This window comes from Pedobacter sp. W3I1, assembly GCF_030816015.1.
Taxonomy (GTDB): domain Bacteria; phylum Bacteroidota; class Bacteroidia; order Sphingobacteriales; family Sphingobacteriaceae; genus Pedobacter.
Genome location: NZ_JAUSXN010000001.1, coordinates 3559468 through 3578225, shown reverse-complemented (window position 1 = coordinate 3578225; position 18758 = coordinate 3559468). Strand labels below are relative to the sequence as shown.

Here is an 18758-nt window from a genome sequence, read left to right as displayed (position 1 = left end):
AAATAGGTTTATAAATTAAAAAACAGGTTATGCCAAAAATGAAAACCAATTCCAGTGCTAAAAAGCGTTTTTCGCTTACTGGAACAGGTAAAATCAAAAGAAACAACGCATACAAAAGTCACATCTTAACCAAGATGAGTACTAAACGTAAACGTGCGCTTGGAAATGCTAGTATCGTAAGTGATGCAGATTCAGGTAACGTTAAACGTATGCTTTGCATCGGAAAGTAATTTATTAATTTCACCAGGTATCAGGCTTTAAGTTTCCGGTTAAACGGAACGCCGCTTGCCAAAAAACAACAACAACATGCCACGTTCGGTAAACGCAGTAGCTTCGAGAAGAAGAAGAAAAAAAATCCTTAATCTAGCCAAAGGCTATTGGGGAGCAAGAAGTAAGGTTTATACTGTTGCTAAAAACACAGTAGAAAAAGGTTTGCAATATGCATACCGTGACCGTAAAGTTAAGAAAAGAGAATTCCGCGGATTATGGATCCAACGTATTAATGCAGGTGCTCGTCAGCACGGTATTTCTTACTCTCAATTAATTGGTAAACTAGCTTCTAAAGAAATCGGTTTAAACCGTAAAGTATTGGCTGATTTAGCAATGAATCACCCAGAAGCTTTCAAAGCTGTAATTGATGCAGTAAAATAGAAATTTTCGCTTAAGCGATAATCATATTTAAAAAGGTCTCGATGTAAATCGAGACCTTTTTTGTTGTTTGGTTTTGAAGATCTAGTACAATCCCAATTCTGCTAAGCTGGCAAACTGTAAGCCATCCTGTGCCGAATTTAAAATGACTTTGAAATACTGAAATGTTTTGGCGCTGCCAAAATCGAAGTATTGCGCTCCATTTATATTTTGAGCTACATAATTGTTAACAGAAGTAAAGTTTACGCCATCTGTACTCGTTAGCAGTTCAAAGTTTTTAACCGCCCTGCTTAAACCACTTCTTTGTGTTAAACTCAAACCTGTTGCTGTTTTCGAAGCGCCTAAATTGATCACGATATTGTGTGGATAGCTTGCTGCCGAACTGCTCCAGCGCGAGTGCCAGTAGGTACTTGCATTGCCATCAATTAACCTCGCGGCCCTGCCGTTGGTGGCACCTTCGCCACTGGTTTCTTCCGAACTAAATGAAGCCACACTCCATCCGGTTTTACTCAGCTCGTTTTTGGTTGAGAAGGTTAATACTGGTAAACCACCAGAAAAGGTGTAGGAATAAATCTGTTCGGTTACGGTTCCGTTATCGTGAACCAGTTTAACTTTCAGTTCGTAGAGAATTCCATCGGCTTTTTCCTGCAGATCAGCAATTGGCATTACTACTCTGAAACTATCAGTACCAATCTTTTTAGATTCCCAGGTGATGGCATTGTAATCGTGGTTTACACCAGTACCTTCATTATTTACATTGGGATCATTATAGTATAAAATACTGGTTACATTACCGGTTGAAGTAAATTTACCAGACACCACTATAGCGGCTAACGTGCTCGAGTAGCTGGCATATATTTTATTAATGCTACTGGTTACCGAGCCGTAATAGGAAGCGGAGTTGTTATTAAAAACCTGATTAGCATTTAAAATAGCCGCATCTGCAGCTGTTAAAAATGTAGGGCTTTTACCTAAAGTTCCGTTACCAGCCCACATCAGTGCCATACCTAAGGTTGAATTTTCAGAAACTTTTTGTCTGTTGTGTGGTAGATTTAATCCATGGCCAAGCTCATGTACCATACCCCCAAACCAAACACTAAATCGATTGCCTACGGTAGTGCTTAAGCCAAGATTAGCGATGTCCATTTCTTCATAATCCAAAGCATAACACCATCTGCCGGTCCCATAAAACGGACCTCCGCTTGGCGTACCGTTTGAGCCAATGGAGTAACGAGGGATAATGATTAAAGTGTGATCGCTGGTTTTATCTGCTGGATGCGCAGCAAAATAAGCATTTACTTCACTGGCAACTGCACCATTGCCTCCTGAGTAAGGATAGCTGGCTTTAGGCAATGTTCCTCTAATGGTTAGGATTTTTACATTTCCGGCACCATCATCGGCAAGACCAAATGTTTTGTTGCCATAGCCATTACGATTCATTTCCTGTTTGTACCAGTCTTGGGTCCATAATAAAAGATCGCTCAATCTTTTTCTGTAACCTGCAAGGGTATCGAGGTCGTTAGGTACAAAATACACAATATTTACATTGCGACTTTGAGTAATAATGTTGGTGGTGGCCAGTCTGTGGTTAAGAGTTGGCGTTTTTTCCTCTGTTTTTAAGGTTTCGGCCTTTTTACAGGATAATGTAAACAGACAGGCGGAGACAAGGCCTGTTAAAAGTAGACTGTTTTTTTTCATAAGATAATTTTACGGTTAAGGTTGATAATATTGCATTTGATTATTGCCGTGTTATATTGCTGATCTCAGCCGCTTGCCTTCAATCTTGATATTTTAAAATATGAAGATCATCATCGTAATTTGCCAGTCTTGGCCGCTTTTCAAAACCTGAATAGAAAAATTAGCGTATCAGAGAAATTGGTTTTCTCCTCATTCTAAACCTTAAGTTACAAACATGCAGATGATAAAATCCAACTAAAAACCGCGCAAACGTTTGTTTGAAATTACTTTGAACACCGTTGAAATGTCTATTTATGAGATGATGACGATAGAATAGGTAGACTTTAAAGGTTTCTCTCGAAAGAAACTAATATTATAACACGCAAACGTTTGCTTGCTTTGTATTATCGGGTTGATTTGCGGGTAGGTGTATGTTTACACTGCATTTGTAACACGCTAAAGAAGAGTTTGTTGCTATCCTGTATCAGGATTAGTGTCTTAGGATCTTAACCTAAGCTATTGGTAAACTTCATACGGATGCCGCTTTGAAAATTCTGGATAATCTTAAAGATTTCGATTAGTGTTACCTTTTCGATTTTGGTTAAGGCATCAATTTCGATAAAGTTGTTTGGCGCAGCCTGATCGTTGATAATCAAATTGGCCTGGTGTTTTAACCGTAAACCCATCAGGTAATAATAAGATTGCGAGAGTTCGTTAAATTGCGCTTCACTAAAAACCCCTAGCTCCCTGAGTGCTTTTAAACGTTCTCCTGTATTCTCTTTTTGAAAAATCCTGTTCTGTAAAGCATAAACCCTTGCCAGGTCTACAATAGGGGTCATGGCTGTTTTAATGTCGAATACTTCTTTTTTATGGATTTTCTGCGTTCTGATATTCCTGAAATAAGTGAGTGGTGGCTCATAGAGTAAGGTATTTTTGGCCAGGTATACATAGAATTTTTCGATCGGTTTTTGTAGCTCTTCATCAACAAAAGACCTAAGACTTTCCATTATAGTTAAATCGCCATAAATAGCCCTGCAATCGAAAAATGCAGCAAATTTTACGGCGGCTTCGGGTAAGGCCTCTTCTATCCAGTTTTTATAATTGTATTTCCAGTGCGATAGGGAATGCGTCCAGTTTGGGTTGGTGGCCATATAATCGCCATCACAGTATACAAAGCCAACAAAATTTAGTTTATCAGAAACCTGGGTAGCCAGGTCGAGAAAATATGAACGTACAGCTGCTCTTTTATCTTCTCCGGTATCTTCGTAAATAATGGCATTGTCCTGATCGGTTTTTAGGCTAAGCTCTTTTCTCCCTTCGCTACCCAAAACCATAAATACAAATTTTGCAGGTGGCGGACCTAATTTTGCAATTACATCTTCAATAATTTTAAAAGAAATGGTATCGGCAATAGTCGTAACGACCTCGTTTACAATTTTTGAATGCACACCTCTAGCCAGTAGCTGAGACACGATGCCTGGTACTTTCTGCCACTTTAGTTTTAAATCGCTGGTATTTACAGCCGATTTTACAGATTGGATAAAAACTAATGGAGATTCTGCCTGCTCGCTTAAAAGACGGTTCCTGCTTAGAAAACCAACATAATTACCATTGTCGTTTACCAATAAATAGCGCGATTTTTTGCTGAACATCATCAATATCGCCTCATACACATAAGCATCGGGAGTTATGGTCACAATATGGGTATCCATAACTTCGTCAATCGGCAAATTTGAATTCAGTTGTTTGGCAATTACATTATCCCTTAAAGTAATATCGGTTACGAAACCCAGATAAACATCCTGATCATTTTTAATAAAGAGGCAACTGGTTTTCTGTTCTGACATTTTAATTGCAGCTTCAAAAATAGGGGTGCCGGGGCTGCAACTCACTATTTTCTTGAAGGTAATGTCTCCAATACGGGCAGTATATATTTGATCGGCTAATTTATCTTCCATTAAAAAGTTCCTGTAAAATTCTTTTAAACGAAAATTCTTTTGTCTTTTTCTTTTCCAGGTTAAAAGTATGCTCCTGATGGTAGGCTGAAGTTAAGCTAATTTTGCCTGTTTTTAAAAGATGAAAGAAAATCTTTGCCGTGTTTAGTGTATCAGATAAAGCATTGTGTGTATTTTCGGGTACTTCATTAAATAAAATGGTATAAAATTTATCCAGCTTCAAATGACTAATTACCGTGTTGGTGATATAGGGTGCACTTGCCTTCATCGTACAGAAAAATGCCAAGTTTTTAAATATGTTTTCCTTGCCGATGCGGTATAATTCAACATTCACCATATGATAATCGAGCTCAATAAAATGCCCGATAACTAAAGGCTGGTATTTTTCTATATCTTCAGAAAACTGCAACATTACTTTTTCTTTGTTTTCGCCATGCGTATGCAAATATTCAGGGGTGATTTTGTGGATTTTTAAAGCAGCCTTATCAATGGTGAAATCGGTATTTTTAATGTAGTGGTTCTCCCGCTTAATTTCCTGATAAGACTGATCATAAATAATCCAGGCAATTTGGACAATATGAGGCCAGTTCTTTTCTTTAGAATAAGGCGCCGTCCAATTTTTAGGTAGACCTGAAGTTTCGGTATCAACAACGAGGAAGTATTCTTGCAATTTTAAATGGTTAGCGTATAAGATTGAACTATTTCAAAGGTAATTATTTAACCATATAAACTATAATTATTCATATATGCTTTCAATAATGGCGATTTATAAATAAAGCGTTTTTTATTTGTTAAAGTGGAAGATTAACACTTATTTGGTGTTAAAATTTAATTAAAATATGCGCTCTCTATTATTTAGCTCCCTGGCCTATATATTATGTCTTAGTTCTGCTTTTGCTCAGGAAAAACTCGGAGAAAACATGCACTTCAAAAAACTTGATAACGGTTTGGAAGTGCTGGTCGTTGTAGATCGGACGGTACCGCTGGTTACCATCGAAATGGCCTGTAGAAATGGTTCTTTTACCGAAACCGATGAATTTAACGGCTTAAGTCACCTTTACGAACATTTATTTTTTAAGGCTAATAAAGATTATCCCGATTTCGAGCGTTTAAATTCGAGAATGAACGATCTTGATATTAATTCGAATGCCACTACGCGAGAAGAAGTGGTGAATTATTTTTTTACACTTCCTGCTGCTAATTTAAAGCCAGGTTTAAATTTAATGAACTCCTCTATCCGTTATCCAAAATTCATAAAAGAAGATATGGCTTTGGAAAATGAAGTGGTAAATGCCGAGTTTACGAGACACGAATCGAGTCCGGTATTTGCTTTGATAGAGGCCAATTCGCGACATATGTGGGGTGCAAATTATTCCCGTAAAAATGTAATCGGTAGCCATGAGGTAATTTTATCAGCTACTCCATCAAAAATGGATTCTATTAAAAATAAATACTATTGGCCAAATAACGCTGTTCTGGTAATTGCCGGCGATGTTAAAGTTGATGAGGCCTTTAGCTATGTAAATTCTGTTTTTGGAAGCTGGAAACGATCACCTGTTGATCCTTTTGTTAAATGGCCAATTCCAGAGTTTAAACCACTTCAAAAAAATGATTATTATTTTGTAGAATCGAATAAGAGCCCTGTTCCATTTATGCTTTTTAGCTGGCATGGTCCCGATACCAGAAACGATATTCCGGCCACTTATGCTGCCGATGTTTTTTCTTTTATTGTTAATCAAAACGGCTCTAAAATGAAACAGGCACTCATTAATTCCGGATTGGCCCAACAGGCAGATGTAAATTATTATACGCAAAAATATACCGGGCCAATTAGTTTGATGGTGAGTCCTAATCCAGCAAAAATAAAAGAATGTTATCAGGAAGTACTGAAGCAAATTTCGCTTTGGGCCAATGACGATTATTTATCTGATTTACAGATTGAAAGAGCCAAAAGGTTATTGTCTATTGAACAGGTTGAAAGGAGAGAGGTTACTTCCGATTATGCACATTTACTTTCATTTTGGTGGGCTTCAGCATCCATTGATTATTATACTCATTACGAAGAAAATGTAAATAAAGTAACAAGGAAAGATTTGCTCGATTATGTACGCAAGTATATTAAAGACAAACCTTATTGTGCTGGCCTGATGATGGATAAAGCAGGTATGAATGAAGTGAAGCCAGAAACATTTTTTAAATCAGCTAACTAACCTTACGCTCCATGAAAAGATTCATATTTTTTATAAACTTAATCTTAGTTTTTCATATTGCCAACGCGCAAACCAAAGCCATTTCATTTGATGTAAATGGTTTAAAAGTGATTTTAAAACCTACACAGAAGGAAACGGTTAGCATGAGCATGTTTTTTAAAGGTGGTGTAATGAATTATAATGCGGAAAGGGCAGGGATTGAAAATCTGGCTTTGGCATCTGCAGCTACCTGCGGTACTAAAAATTACAGTGTTGTTGATTATCAGGAGTTAGCTGATGAGTACGGAATTGATATTTCAGGCTCATCAGGAACTGACTATGGCACCATTAGCATGGATTGTATTTCTAAATATCTTGATCAGGGCTGGAAACTTTTTTCAGATGCAGTAGTTAATCCTGCCTTTGATAAAACGGAGTTTCAAACCACTAAAGAGCGTATGATTACCGGTATTTATCATAGTCAATCTGATCCTGAAACAAGGATTGAGCAGTTGGCCATGGAGAACATGTTTAAAGATTCGCCTTACAGCATTAATCCTTTGGGCACAAGCAAAACTGTAGGTGGCTTTACCGCTGAAATGGTGAGCAATTATTACCATAACGAATTGCTGAACAAGAATAAAATGTTTTTGGTAGTGGCTGGAAATATTACAAAAGAAGAACTGGAAAAGAAGATTCAAGCTTCTTTTAGTGCACTTAAAGGAAAAGACTATACACCACCAACTTACGATCGTAAGACTTTAACAGGAGAGCATTTGGTAATAGAACAAAGAGATATTGCAACCAATTACATGAGTTGCATTATGAATGCGCCTACCATGACGAATGCCGATTATTATGCTTTTGTGCTAACCATTAATGCATTAAGCGGGAGTATGAATTATGAACTGAGAACTAAACTTGGTTTGTCGTATGCACCAGGAGCAACGGTTAAAGTGCAACAGATTCCTTATACTTCTATGTTTGTAAGTACCACTCAACCTAAAAAAGCCTTTAAAGCAATGGTTACGGTTTACAACAATATTAGAGAAGGGAAGTATGGTGAACGTTATCTTGAGGCATTAAAAAAAGATCATCGTGACAGGTACTACAGGCATCAGGAGAGCGCAAGCTCGATTGTGAAGGATTTAGGTGAGGCTGAAGTTCTTGGCGATTATAGTATAACTGAGAATATGGTGGCAAACTTTAATAAAGTAAGCTTGCAAGACATGAAAGATTCTTTTGGGAAATATTTAAAAGGTGCCATTTGGATATACTTAGGCGATGAACAAGTAGGAAGAGCAGCATTTCAGTAACTTTTATGGGTCGTCATTGCGAGGAGGAACGACGAAGCAATCTAATAAGATAAATTTAAAGATTGCTTCCCCGATAAATCCTATCGTGTGGACACTCTTTGTTAGCACATATTCCTAAGGCGATCGTCATGCTGTCCCGAAGCTTCGGGATCAGTATCTTTCCTGCTATTAAGAGCCCCCTGATTCTAAAAAAAACTATCAAGTGTCGGCACAAATATTTGTTTATTTTTCCGCTCTATGCCGCGGTGGCATGGTACTTTGAAGCGCCAAAGTACCCAAAGCGCTTTGTCAATCCAGCAATGTGGCTTCTCACCACCCCACGCTCATCAAAAAAACAGTGGCACTTCGTTTTGTGTTCAATTTATATTAAAATTGAATTCAGCGCTAATGAACACAAAACCACTGCGTTTCAGGTTTGATAATGCTATTTGGGCCATTGTACACCTGTTTTTTTGATTCTCCCGCCACTTGGGATTGACAGCGTCCTTCGGTAAAGACTGTGGTTTATTAAAGCCAGCTGGCATGATGCCCAAACCATTCTGGAAAAAGATGTGTCCACACGATAGGAACGTTCGGGACTGCGTTTCAGTCGAGATGATGATTTCCCTATTTTTATTGTACCTGCACTTGCGATTTCTTTAATTCGCATCGAAAGAATTAATTACTTGTTCGTGAAGTCAGATGTTACTATCTGACACTAAATAAGTTTTGAAATTATACTTCTTCAATGTTCGTGATGTCAGATGTTACCATCTGACTGATAGACAACGTCGTGTGAGTTGGGAACAACAGACACCACAAAGTATTTAACCACAGATGGTAACATCTGACTACACAACTAAAGCCTTCTCGCAATGACGATAAAGAGGATGTATTACTTACTAATCAGTAAAAATGCAACTGCGGCTAATACCGAGCCGATTATCGGACCAACAATTGGTACCCAGGCATAACCCCAGTCGCTACTTCCTTTTCCTTTCATTGGGATTAAAAAGTGAATAATCCGGGGACCTAAATCTCTTGCCGGATTTATGGCGTATCCGGTTGTTCCTCCCAAAGCCAAACCAATTACCCATACTAGAAATGCTACTGGGATGGCGCCCATTGAACCTAAGCCAATAGGGGTGGTAACCGTTTCTTTTGTGCCCATACTGGCATCAGTAAAATAAAAGATTACGAAGATTAAAACGAAAGTGCCAATAATTTCAGACACCAAATTTGACGACATATTTCTAATGGCTGGGGCAGTTGCAAAAGGTGCGGCCTTTAAGCCCTGATCATCTGTGGCATCGAAATGATCTTTGTAAATAAGCCAAACCAGAAAAGATCCTGTCATTGCACCAGCCAGTTGTGCAATAATATAAAATGGAACCAATGCCCAGCTGAAGCCTTTTCCGATGGCAAGTCCGAGTGTTACAATTGGATTTAAGTGCGCTCCACTATACGGGCCGGCAACAACAACGCCTACAAATACGGCAAGCGCCCAGGCAGTTGTAATTACAATCCACCCACTATTATTGCCTTTGGTGCCTTTAAGTACTACATTAGCTACTACACCGTTTCCTAAAAGAATCATTAGTGCAGTACCAATAAATTCTGCGAGATATACATTCATCGTAAAAATTTTAAGCGATTCATAATTAATTTACTATTCAGAAATAGATTAATACTTATTCCGGAATAAAAGACCCTGAACTAAATTCAGGGTGACGACGGCTCTTTGTTAGTCTTCTGCATTTACCCTGGCCGCTTTTATTGCCCTGTTCCAGCCTTTTATTCTTTCTGTATTATCAATTCCTGCTTCAGCAACAAAAGTTCTGTTAATTTTCCATTGCGAACGGATTTGATCTATACTTTTCCAGAAACCGGTAGCTAATCCGGCCAGGTATGCCGCACCAATAGCGGTAACTTCGGTTACATCTGGTCTGATTACTTTACAGTTTAACAGATCGGCCTGAAACTGCATCAATAAATCGTTAGCCGTAGCGCCACCATCTACCCTTAATTCGGCAATATTTACGCCTGCATCTGCTTCCATAGCTTTCAAAACATCCATGGTTTGATAGGCTATACTTTCTAAGGCTGCCCTGGCAATATGCGATTTGTTTGTGCCGCGGGTTAATCCAGTTATGGTACCCCGTGCATGTTGATCCCAGTGTGGCGCGCCTAAGCCTGCAAAAGCAGGAACAACATAAACCCCATCGGTATCTTTTACTTTTTTAGCCAATGTTTCTACATCTGCCGATTTAGAGATGAGACCCATTTCATCGCGAAGCCATTGTACAACAGCGCCTCCAATAAAAATACTTCCTTCTAAAGCGTAATTTACCTCTCCATTAATCTGCCAGGCGATAGTAGTTAATAAATTATTGGCAGAAATCTTTGGCTTCGACCCAATATTCATCAACATAAAACAACCCGTACCATAGGTGTTTTTTACCATCCCGATTTCGGTACACATTTGCCCAAATAAGGCCGACTGCTGATCGCCAGCTATGCCTGCAATTGGAATTTTTGCTGCCAATATACGGCCAGCAGTTTCACCATAAACCTCGCTCGATGATTTTACCTCCGGAAGCATTGCTTTCGGTATAGAAAAAAGTTCAAGCAATTCGTCATCCCAGCTTAAAGTGTGGATATTGTAAAGCATGGTTCGCGATGCGTTACTAACGTCGGTTACATGTTTCTCACCTGCTGTTAATTTCCAGATTAACCAGGTGTCGATGGTTCCGAAGGCAAGTTTTCCCGCTTCAGCCTTTTCCCTGGCACCTGCAACATTTTCTAAGATCCATCTGGCCTTAGTAGCAGAGAAATAAGAATCTATAATCAGCCCCGTTTTTTCCTGTATTTTACTGGCCAAGCCTTGTGCTTTAATTTCATCGCAATAGGCAGAAGTACGCCTGTCTTGCCATACAATGGCATTATAAATAGGTTGTCCGGTTTCTTTATCCCAAACTACTGTGGTTTCGCGTTGATTGGTAATGCCGATAGAATCAATATCGCCTACCGTTAAGCCTGCTTTAACGATCACTTCTGTTACAACAGCCAATTGTGTCGACCAGATTTCCATTGGATCGTGCTCTACCCAACCAGCTTTGGGATAAATCTGTGTGAATTCTCGTTGTGCAATGGCAACAATTTCGCCATCGTGATTAAAAATAATTGCTCTCGAACTTGTGGTTCCCTGATCGATAGACAAGATGTATTTACTCATAATTAGGAATTTGGTTAATTGGCTAAAGCCGATTCGGTTATTTTAGGTGTTGAATGATAAATATAACCATCGGCTAATTTATTAAAAGTTTCGATTTGGTTAATTTCCCAGTTTTTATCAGCAGATAATTCTTTGGCTAAGAGCGAAGCTACTCTAGGTGCCATATCTTTAGCTGCTTGTGCATTAATAAACAGAATCCTTAATCGTCTGCTTAAAATATCTTCTACCGTTTCGGCCATTTCGTTTCGTGCAGACCAAAGTACTTCGGCTTCTGTATAAGGAAATGCAGGGTTTAATTTATTTCCAAGATTTGGATCTTGTGCAATTAAAGCTTCAATTTTACTGCGATCAGATCCATATATAGCTAAATGATGATCTGCAATAGTGGTCGAGTTGCCATGGATGCTTAAATTTTGGGTTACGCATGCTTTCGATTCTAAACCTGCATGAGTAATGGCCAGATTAACAGTTTCTTCTGCCATTCGGCGGTAGGTAGTCCATTTACCACCTGTAATGGTAATCAACCCCTTTGCAGAAACAATCAGTTTATGGTCTCTGCTAATTTCTTTCGTACTATTTCCATCACCATTGGTAGGGGCAGCCAAAGGGCGTAAACCTGAGAATACGCTTAAGATATCTTTTTCCATGGGTTTGCGGTTAAAATAACTTGCCGCAGTACTCATAATAAAATCTACCTCTTCTTTTAATGCCCTGGGTTCTAAACTATGCTCATCTAACGGCGTGTCCGTTGTGCCTACCAGTAAATGTTCATGCCATGGAACGGCAAATAAAACACGTCCATCCGAAGTTTTGGGGATCATTAACGCCGATTCGCTATTTAAAAAACTTTTATCAAGCACCACATGTACGCCTTGACTAGGTCGCACCATTTTTTTTGAATTCGGGTTATTCATTTGCAGGATGTCATCTACAAACACACCTGTTGCGTTAATTACTACCTTGCCATTATATTTAGCCACTAAGCCGGTGATCGTATCTTCTGTTTCAATACCAGTAACCGTATCGCCATTTTTTAATAAACCAGTTACCTTTGTATAGTTCAATAATGATGCGCCCTTTTCGATAGCGGTTTGTGCAATGTTTATTGCTAAACGGGCGTCATCAAACTTTCCATCGTAATACCTGATGCTTCCTTTTAATCCCTTTTCTTTAATACCTGGCATCATATTTAAGGTCTCTTTTTTAGAGAAAAATTTAGATTTGCCGAAGCTATATTTACCCGCTAACCAATCGTAAAGCGTAAGCCCGGTTAAATATTTTATAACAGAGAACCAATCGTAGCAGGGAATCAGGAATTCTTCTTTATTTACCAGGTGTTTTGCATTTTGTTGTAATAGGCCACGTTCTTTTAACGCATGTTTAACCAAACCGATATCACCCTGGGCAAGGTAGCGAACGCCACCATGTACGAGTTTAGTACTCCGGCTGGATGTTCCTTTGGCAAAATCAGATTGTTCTACCAGTAAAGTTTTAAAGCCCCGGCTTGCAGCATCTAATGCTGTGCCCAAACCTGTGGCACCTCCGCCGATAATAATGAAGTCCCAATTTATGTTTTCTGCTATATGATGCGGGTGTAATCTTTCCATTTAAATCTGTAAAAATAATAAAACGAAACAATACGCAATTATAAGAAATCATAATCGAAATAATATAATATGTGTGTTAAAAATTTATTAAATATTTGTGTAAAATATTTTAAAGAATGTTTTTATTGCTAATTTGCAGCACGCTAATTAAATATACTATGATGAATTTGGCTGAGAGGCACCAGTTTATTTTAAGTCGCCTGCAACGTGATCAATACATAAATGTAGTGGATTTATGTAAGGAATTGAAAGTATCGTCTGTAACAATAAGAAAGGACTTAAAACTACTGGAAGATAAAAGCCTTCTGTTTAGAACACATGGAGGTGCAACTGTAAACAATCCCTATACGGTAGATCGCCCGGTTAATGAGAAAGAGAAAATACAATCTACCGAAAAGAATAAAATAGGCATTGCTGCTGCTGCATTGTTAAATGATAATGATTCTATTGTGATTGCATCGGGTACGACAGTGCTTTATTTTGCGAAGAACATTGCGCCTGCAACAAATTTAACGGTTGTTACTTCTGCATTAAATGTAGCGCTTGAATTAATGCGCGAGCCTAGTATTGAAGTGATACAATTAGGTGGCCTGCTTAGAAAAAGTTCTTCATCGGTAATGGGCGCTTATGCAGAACAGGTTTTGCAGGATTTTTATTTTAACAAATTGTTTTTAGGGGTTGATGGGATCGATCTTGATTTTGGTTTAACCACTACAAACGCCATGGAAGCACATTTAAACCGTAAAATGATCGGTGCATCGCAAAAAACAATTGTACTGGCCGATTCTACTAAATTTGGAAAAAGAGGCTTCGGAAAAATATGTGGATTAGAAGAAATTGATCATATTATTACCGATAAAGGAATTTCTGAACAAATTGTTAAACATTTAGAGAGTTTAGGTGTTACTGTTACTATTGTATAGCGCATTCCACGCAAACGGTATATCCCAAACATTATAATTTGAATATGGAAAGAAAACGAATACACATTTTAGAGGATGATCAGGAGATCAGAAACGTTATTGAAATTCTATTAAAGGATGAGGGCTTTGAATTACAACTTTCATCATCATTTGCTGAATTAAAGAAAAATATTCAGGATGCAATGCCTGATCTTTTCTTGCTTGATGTAATGTTGCCGGATGGAAACGGGGCAGAAATTTGTGAAGATTTAAAAACCGATATTTTTACTAAACACATCCCAATTATTGTAATGTCTGCTCAGAATAATAGCGAACAGAAAGCTATTGATGCATTTGCAGATGATTATATCAGTAAGCCTTTTGATATTTATGATGTTTTGGAGCGTATTAATGCACAGTTAAAACGCAGCGCAGAAAATAGAACAAAAGTTTAATTACATTTAGGCTAAATAAAAAAGGGAAGTCATAAAAATGGCTTCCCTTTTACGCGTTAAGCATTTCTTAAGGCTGTTTAACCTCCTGAGCTTTGTTAAACATTACAAAACGTTTAGAATCTCCTACGCGTTGTGGTACTGTAGCGTTAGAAACAATAGCATAATCTTCAGTATTCTTGTTTATAAAAACACCTCCGCCAATAATGTTATGGCTGCCAATGGTAATATCTTCTTTAACAGCGGAGTTTATACCTAAGAAAGAGTTATTGCCAATAGTTACATTACCCGCTAATATATTACCCGATAATAAAACATTGTCTCCTATGGTAGAGTGATGGCCGATTCGGGCACCTATAAGCATACAGTTATTGTTTATAGTAACAAAAGGTTGTATATCGCAACATTGATCGATAAAAGTGTTATGGCCAAATACTAAATCGGGCCACACATTAGCTTTCGAAGAAATATAATTTGCAAAACTATAGCCAGATTCACTTACCTTTTGGTATACACTTTCTCTGGCGCTGTTTCTACCAATGGCAATATGCATTTTATGGGTTTCTGGAGGGCAATCTTTAAGCACCTGTGCGAAGCTTAATATGGGTAATCCCAATAACGTATGGCCTGCAGGAGGCACATAGGCATCATCAACACAAAATGCATCAACATTATAATCGCTGTCATTCATAAATGAGTAACAGATAAATTCAGCCATTTTTCCAGTTCCATAAATAATAACTTTCATATTTCATTCTTTTTTGGTTTCTTACGAATTTATGCATAAAACATGCTTATAAACCCTTTTAAAACATACTGTGCACATTTTGCTAATTCATGTTTACAGCATTTACAGTTGCGCATTTTACTTAATTTTCGGTCTTGCTTAAGGCGTCTGACTTTAATGTTAATCGTTTTATCTCGGTGGATTGCTCACAGCGAACAGTTGTTGATGAAACCTCAATACTACTGGGCAACATGTAATTTTTAAAAGCTTAAAAATGTATTGTAAAATATGTTGCACAGAAATATGCGAAGCGCAACATATAGCCTGTTAGTTAGGGTAAAATAATCTGCTAACCCATCAATCTAAGCTTCGTGATCAGTGGTTTTGATTTGAAATTTTATAAAAATCATTTTATACCTCCTATAAATTGTAGTATTAAACAGCTTTTTTAAATGTTAAAACATTTTCTGCTGTTTTTTGAGTTCGACCGGTTAAGATTTTAACCGAAACCGAGCTTTTTTGAGTGAAAATCCCGCCAGAATATTATACAAGTTATGCGTTGTAAAATTTACAAATGATGTGCAATTTATGGGCACAGCATTTAATATGCTGTGCATGCTGTTTATATTTTATACAATTTAAATACAACCCCAATCTGTCTATAAAACATTGAATCTTAATTGCATAGCTTAGTTCTCAATAAATCAAAACAAAAACTAAACATTACTTAAGCTATGAAGAAAGTAATATTATTTATCGCAATATATACAGGCATTATCACCGGATGCGCTCCCAGAAGAGATCTTGTATACTTCAGTAACCTGGCTAAACAAACTAGCGAAGTGAAACTTCAAGGTCAGGAAGTTAAAATTCAGCAGAATGACCTTTTAAGTGTAAGCATAAATAGCTTAAATCAAGAATCTAATGTATTATTTGCTGTTAATACCAGAAATGCAAACGCTGATAATAATTATAAAATAGAAGGTTACCGGGTAAGTAAAGACGGAATGATTAACCTACCCGTTGTAGGCAACATTCGCCTGGAAGGTTTAACCATTGAGCAAGCACAGGCTAGCATCTCGAAAGAATTAGATAAGTATGTTAAAAAGCCGGTAGTTGATGTTCAGTTGGTCAATTTTAAAGTAACGGTAATTGGTGAAGTAAACCGACCGTCGACCTTTACCGTGCAGGGAGATAATATTAACCTCTTAGAAGCATTGGGCATGGCGGGCGATATGACCGTTTATGGCAAAAGAGAAAATGTTTTGGTGATCAGACAACAGGATGGCCAAAGGGTGATGAAAAGACTTAACCTCAATAATCAGGATGTAATGGATTCTCCATTCTTTTATCTGAAACAAAACGATGTGGTGTATGTAGAGCCAGATAAATCAAAAGCGATTGAATATAGTCCTAATACACGCATTATGCCAGTAGTTATTGCTTCTATATCAGCAGTTGCAGTATTAATCACAGCAGTTCTTCGTCGATAAACGTCTCTTAAAACATTATATCATGCTTAAACAAAGTACAAATGGTGGCGCAAAAGATTTTGCAGAAACTATGACAAGATTTGCCAGGAACTGGCACTATTTCTTAATCAGTATCATGATTTCTATGGCTGCTGTATATGCTTTTGTATACGTTACCCCGCCAAAATACAAGGTAAGCAGTACACTTTTAATCTCTGATGATAAAAATGGTGCAGCAATGTCTAACAGTACCGCTTTCAGCGATCTTAATATGTTTCAAACGGTTAAAACGGTTGATAATGAAATTGAGATTTTAAGGTCGAGAGATTTGATTTTTAAGGTATTAAAAAAACTAAACTTAGAAACCGCCTATTTTAAAAAAGAGGGGATCAGGGAAAAAGAGCTTTACGGAAAAACCTCGCCACTTGTAGTTACCGCTATCAGTTTAAAAAATGGCGCCTACGCCAGAAAAATTAATGTTTCTTATCTGGATGAAATCTCTTACATCATTCAGGACAGCCTGAATACTAATATTGTGAAGTATGGCGATACCATTAATACTAAAAATTACGCCATTAAAATAAATAAAGGTCCGGCTTTTAAAGCAGAATTTGGTAAAATTAAACTGCAGTTTAAAAACCTCTATAAAATGACAGAGGCTTATAACCTGGTTTCATTAAAGATAGTTCCGGTTGTTAAAGATGCCAATACCATTACCATTAGTTTGAACGATGTTGTTCCACAGCGTGGAATTGATATTCTTAACGATCTGATTGAAACCTATAATATTAACAACGTTAATAATAAAAATACCATTGCCCGAAATACCATTAAATTCATCGATAACCGCCTGAAATACCTGGTTGCAGATCTTACAGGTACTGAAGAGGATGTAGAGAGCTACAAACAACAAAACCGTGTTACTGATGTTAATATGGATGCGCAGATGAATGCTGCACGCTCAGGAGAATATAATCAATTATTAGAAACATCTTCAGTACAACTGAGGTTATTGCGGTCTATCGAAAATTATTTCAGAGGTAAACAAAGTCAGTTTAACCTGGCTCCGAGTGCAATGGGTTTAAAAGATCCGATTTTGAATTCATTAATTTCAAAATTTAACGATCTGCAATTGGAAAGAAACAGGATGCTGCGTACCGCCAACGCAGAAAATCCCTTGGTACTAAACCTTAACGAACAAATAGCAAGCTTAAAAACTAATATTTTGGAAAACCTATCCAGCATTAAGCAAGGTTTTGTTATTGAAAGAAATAACCTGAGTGCCAACTACTCTCAATTCGACAATAAAATTAAATCGGTACCTACAATAGAGCGTGGTTTATTGGAAAGAAGCCGTGAACAAAGCGTAAAATCAGGTTTATATAAATATTTGTTGCAAAAAAGAGAGGAAACTGCTTTATCACTTTCTGCTACCGTTCCAACCTCACAAGTGGTAGATAAACCGGCTTACAATACTATACCAGATAGCCCTAAGCAGCCACTTTTGTACCTGTGTGGGTTTATTTTTGGTTTTTTTGTTCCGGCTGGGGTAATTTATGCAAAAGGATTTTTTAACAATAAGGTACAAGATGCCAGTACTATTGAGTTAACAGGCGCAAAAATGCTGGGTGAACTTTCTCATAACCTCGATAAAAGTACCATTGTGTTTCAAAAAGATAACCGTTCTACCATATCAGAGTTGTTTAGGTATATCAGAATGAATTTAGGACTGATGTCTAACAATATCGAAAATAAAGTAATGTTGGTTACCTCTAGTATGAAAGGAGAGGGTAAAACATTCTTTAGTGTAAATCTGGCTACCACCTTAGGTATGCTTGATAAAAAAGTGGTTGTACTGGAGTTCGATTTAAGAAAACCTGATCTCTTGAATAAGGTTGGTTTACAACAAACTACCGGGTTAACTGACTATTTAATTGGTGAATCTGTGTTAGATGATATTATTAAACCCACCAATGTTTCTGAGAACATTTCTGTTATTGGATGTGGCCAATCGCCTGAAAATCCTGCTGAGGTAATGATGAGTCCTAAAATGGATCTATTATTTGATGAACTGAAAGAAAGGTTCGATTACATCATTATCGATACTTCGCCGGTTGGCCAGGTGGCCGATGCCTTTAGTTTAGCCGAATATGCCGATGTAAGCATTTATCTGGTGCGGTATAACTATACCAATAAATACCAGCTAGCCATATTGAAAGACATTTGCGATAACAATAAACTTAAAAATCCGATGGTTGTTTTTAACGATGCCAAAAGAGAGAAAAACCAAAAATACAGTTATGGTGGTTATGGTTATGCCATGGCAAACTAAAGCTACTTGTTTTAAAAGAGAATACCAATACCTTTTACCAAATAAACGTCCCCAAACGATTTAATTCCGTTTACAAACAATAAAGCCAGGATGCTTAAACTGAGCATCGATTAAAGCATTTACTGCCTGTAAACAACTCCTGATTAGATTGCCATTTGCCTAAAAAGCAAAAGTTAAGATTTGAAAGTAAAATTGTCATGTAAGTGATATAGCGAAGCTGTATCCGGCCCACTTAATAAGGGGTTTAGCATACGATTTAAAATAATT

General features: G+C 37.5%; 15 protein-coding genes. 8 read left to right on the top strand and 7 right to left on the bottom strand.

Annotated features, from left to right (window positions below; all coding sequences use genetic code 11):
- Positions 1-29: 29 nt before the first annotated feature.
- Positions 30-230 (top strand): 50S ribosomal protein L35, encoded by a 201-nt coding sequence (rpmI, locus tag QF042_RS14830; protein ID WP_116251007.1) that lies wholly within the window; start codon positions 30-32, stop codon positions 228-230.
- Between the two features lie 76 nt (positions 231-306).
- Positions 307-651, top strand: coding sequence for a 50S ribosomal protein L20 (rplT, locus tag QF042_RS14825; RefSeq protein ID WP_025144714.1), 345 nt, complete (start codon positions 307-309; stop codon positions 649-651).
- 81 nt (positions 652-732) lie between these two features.
- Here rplT and QF042_RS14820 read toward each other — a convergent pair whose 3' ends face one another.
- From QF042_RS14820 to QF042_RS14810, 3 genes are all read right to left on the bottom strand, one after another.
- Positions 733-2346: a discoidin domain-containing protein gene (locus QF042_RS14820; RefSeq protein WP_307529688.1), complete on the bottom strand. Its 1614-nt coding sequence runs from the start codon at positions 2344-2346 to the stop codon at positions 733-735.
- Between the two features lie 485 nt (positions 2347-2831).
- Positions 2832-4283, bottom strand: a complete 1452-nt coding sequence (locus QF042_RS14815) for a DUF294 nucleotidyltransferase-like domain-containing protein (protein WP_307529686.1) — start codon at positions 4281-4283, stop codon at positions 2832-2834.
- On the bottom strand, positions 4273-4950 hold the full coding sequence (locus tag QF042_RS14810) for a 3'-5' exonuclease (protein WP_307529684.1): 678 nt from the start codon (positions 4948-4950) through the stop codon (positions 4273-4275). Before QF042_RS14810 ends, QF042_RS14815 begins: the two co-directional genes overlap by 11 nt.
- A gap of 250 nt (positions 4951-5200) precedes the next feature.
- Between QF042_RS14810 and QF042_RS14805 the strand changes: the two genes are divergently transcribed.
- Together QF042_RS14805 and QF042_RS14800 are read left to right on the top strand one after the other, a co-directional pair.
- A complete protein-coding gene (locus tag QF042_RS14805) occupies positions 5201-6490 on the top strand; it encodes a pitrilysin family protein (RefSeq protein WP_307529682.1) in 1290 nt (429 codons plus the stop codon).
- Between the two features lie 11 nt (positions 6491-6501).
- Positions 6502-7785 (top strand): pitrilysin family protein, encoded by a 1284-nt coding sequence (locus QF042_RS14800; RefSeq protein WP_307529680.1) that lies wholly within the window; start codon positions 6502-6504, stop codon positions 7783-7785.
- Positions 7786-8659: 874 nt separating this feature from the next.
- Here the strand turns inward: QF042_RS14800 and QF042_RS14795 are convergent.
- The 3 genes from QF042_RS14795 to QF042_RS14785 all read right to left on the bottom strand — a co-directional run bounded on the left by QF042_RS14795 (position 8660) and on the right by QF042_RS14785 (position 12606).
- Complete coding sequence (locus tag QF042_RS14795) at positions 8660-9400, bottom strand: MIP/aquaporin family protein (protein ID WP_307529678.1); 741 nt, start codon at positions 9398-9400, stop codon at positions 8660-8662.
- A 108-nt stretch (positions 9401-9508) separates the two neighbouring features.
- Positions 9509-10999: a glycerol kinase GlpK gene (gene glpK, locus QF042_RS14790; RefSeq protein ID WP_307529676.1), complete on the bottom strand. Its 1491-nt coding sequence runs from the start codon at positions 10997-10999 to the stop codon at positions 9509-9511.
- Positions 11000-11013: 14 nt separating this feature from the next.
- Complete coding sequence (locus QF042_RS14785) at positions 11014-12606, bottom strand: glycerol-3-phosphate dehydrogenase/oxidase (protein WP_307529674.1); 1593 nt, start codon at positions 12604-12606, stop codon at positions 11014-11016.
- 158 nt (positions 12607-12764) lie between these two features.
- Between QF042_RS14785 and QF042_RS14780 the strand changes: the two genes are divergently transcribed.
- Positions 12765-13529, top strand: coding sequence for a DeoR/GlpR family DNA-binding transcription regulator (locus QF042_RS14780; protein ID WP_108198946.1), 765 nt, complete (start codon positions 12765-12767; stop codon positions 13527-13529).
- Positions 13530-13573: 44 nt separating this feature from the next.
- Positions 13574-13963 (top strand): response regulator transcription factor, encoded by a 390-nt coding sequence (locus QF042_RS14775; protein WP_057934181.1) that lies wholly within the window; start codon positions 13574-13576, stop codon positions 13961-13963.
- Between the two features lie 67 nt (positions 13964-14030).
- Here the strand turns inward: QF042_RS14775 and QF042_RS14770 are convergent, their stop codons facing one another.
- Positions 14031-14708 carry an acetyltransferase gene (locus QF042_RS14770; RefSeq protein WP_307529669.1) on the bottom strand — a complete coding sequence of 226 codons (678 nt, stop codon included), beginning with the start codon at positions 14706-14708 and terminating at the stop codon, positions 14031-14033.
- Positions 14709-15421: 713 nt separating this feature from the next.
- Between QF042_RS14770 and QF042_RS14765 the strand changes: the two genes are divergently transcribed.
- Both QF042_RS14765 and QF042_RS14760 read left to right on the top strand, forming a co-directional pair.
- Positions 15422-16180 carry a polysaccharide biosynthesis/export family protein gene (locus tag QF042_RS14765; RefSeq protein ID WP_307529667.1) on the top strand — a complete coding sequence of 253 codons (759 nt, stop codon included), beginning with the start codon at positions 15422-15424 and terminating at the stop codon, positions 16178-16180.
- Between the two features lie 22 nt (positions 16181-16202).
- A complete protein-coding gene (locus QF042_RS14760) occupies positions 16203-18491 on the top strand; it encodes a polysaccharide biosynthesis tyrosine autokinase (protein WP_307529665.1) in 2289 nt (762 codons plus the stop codon).
- Positions 18492-18758 lie beyond the last annotated feature (267 nt).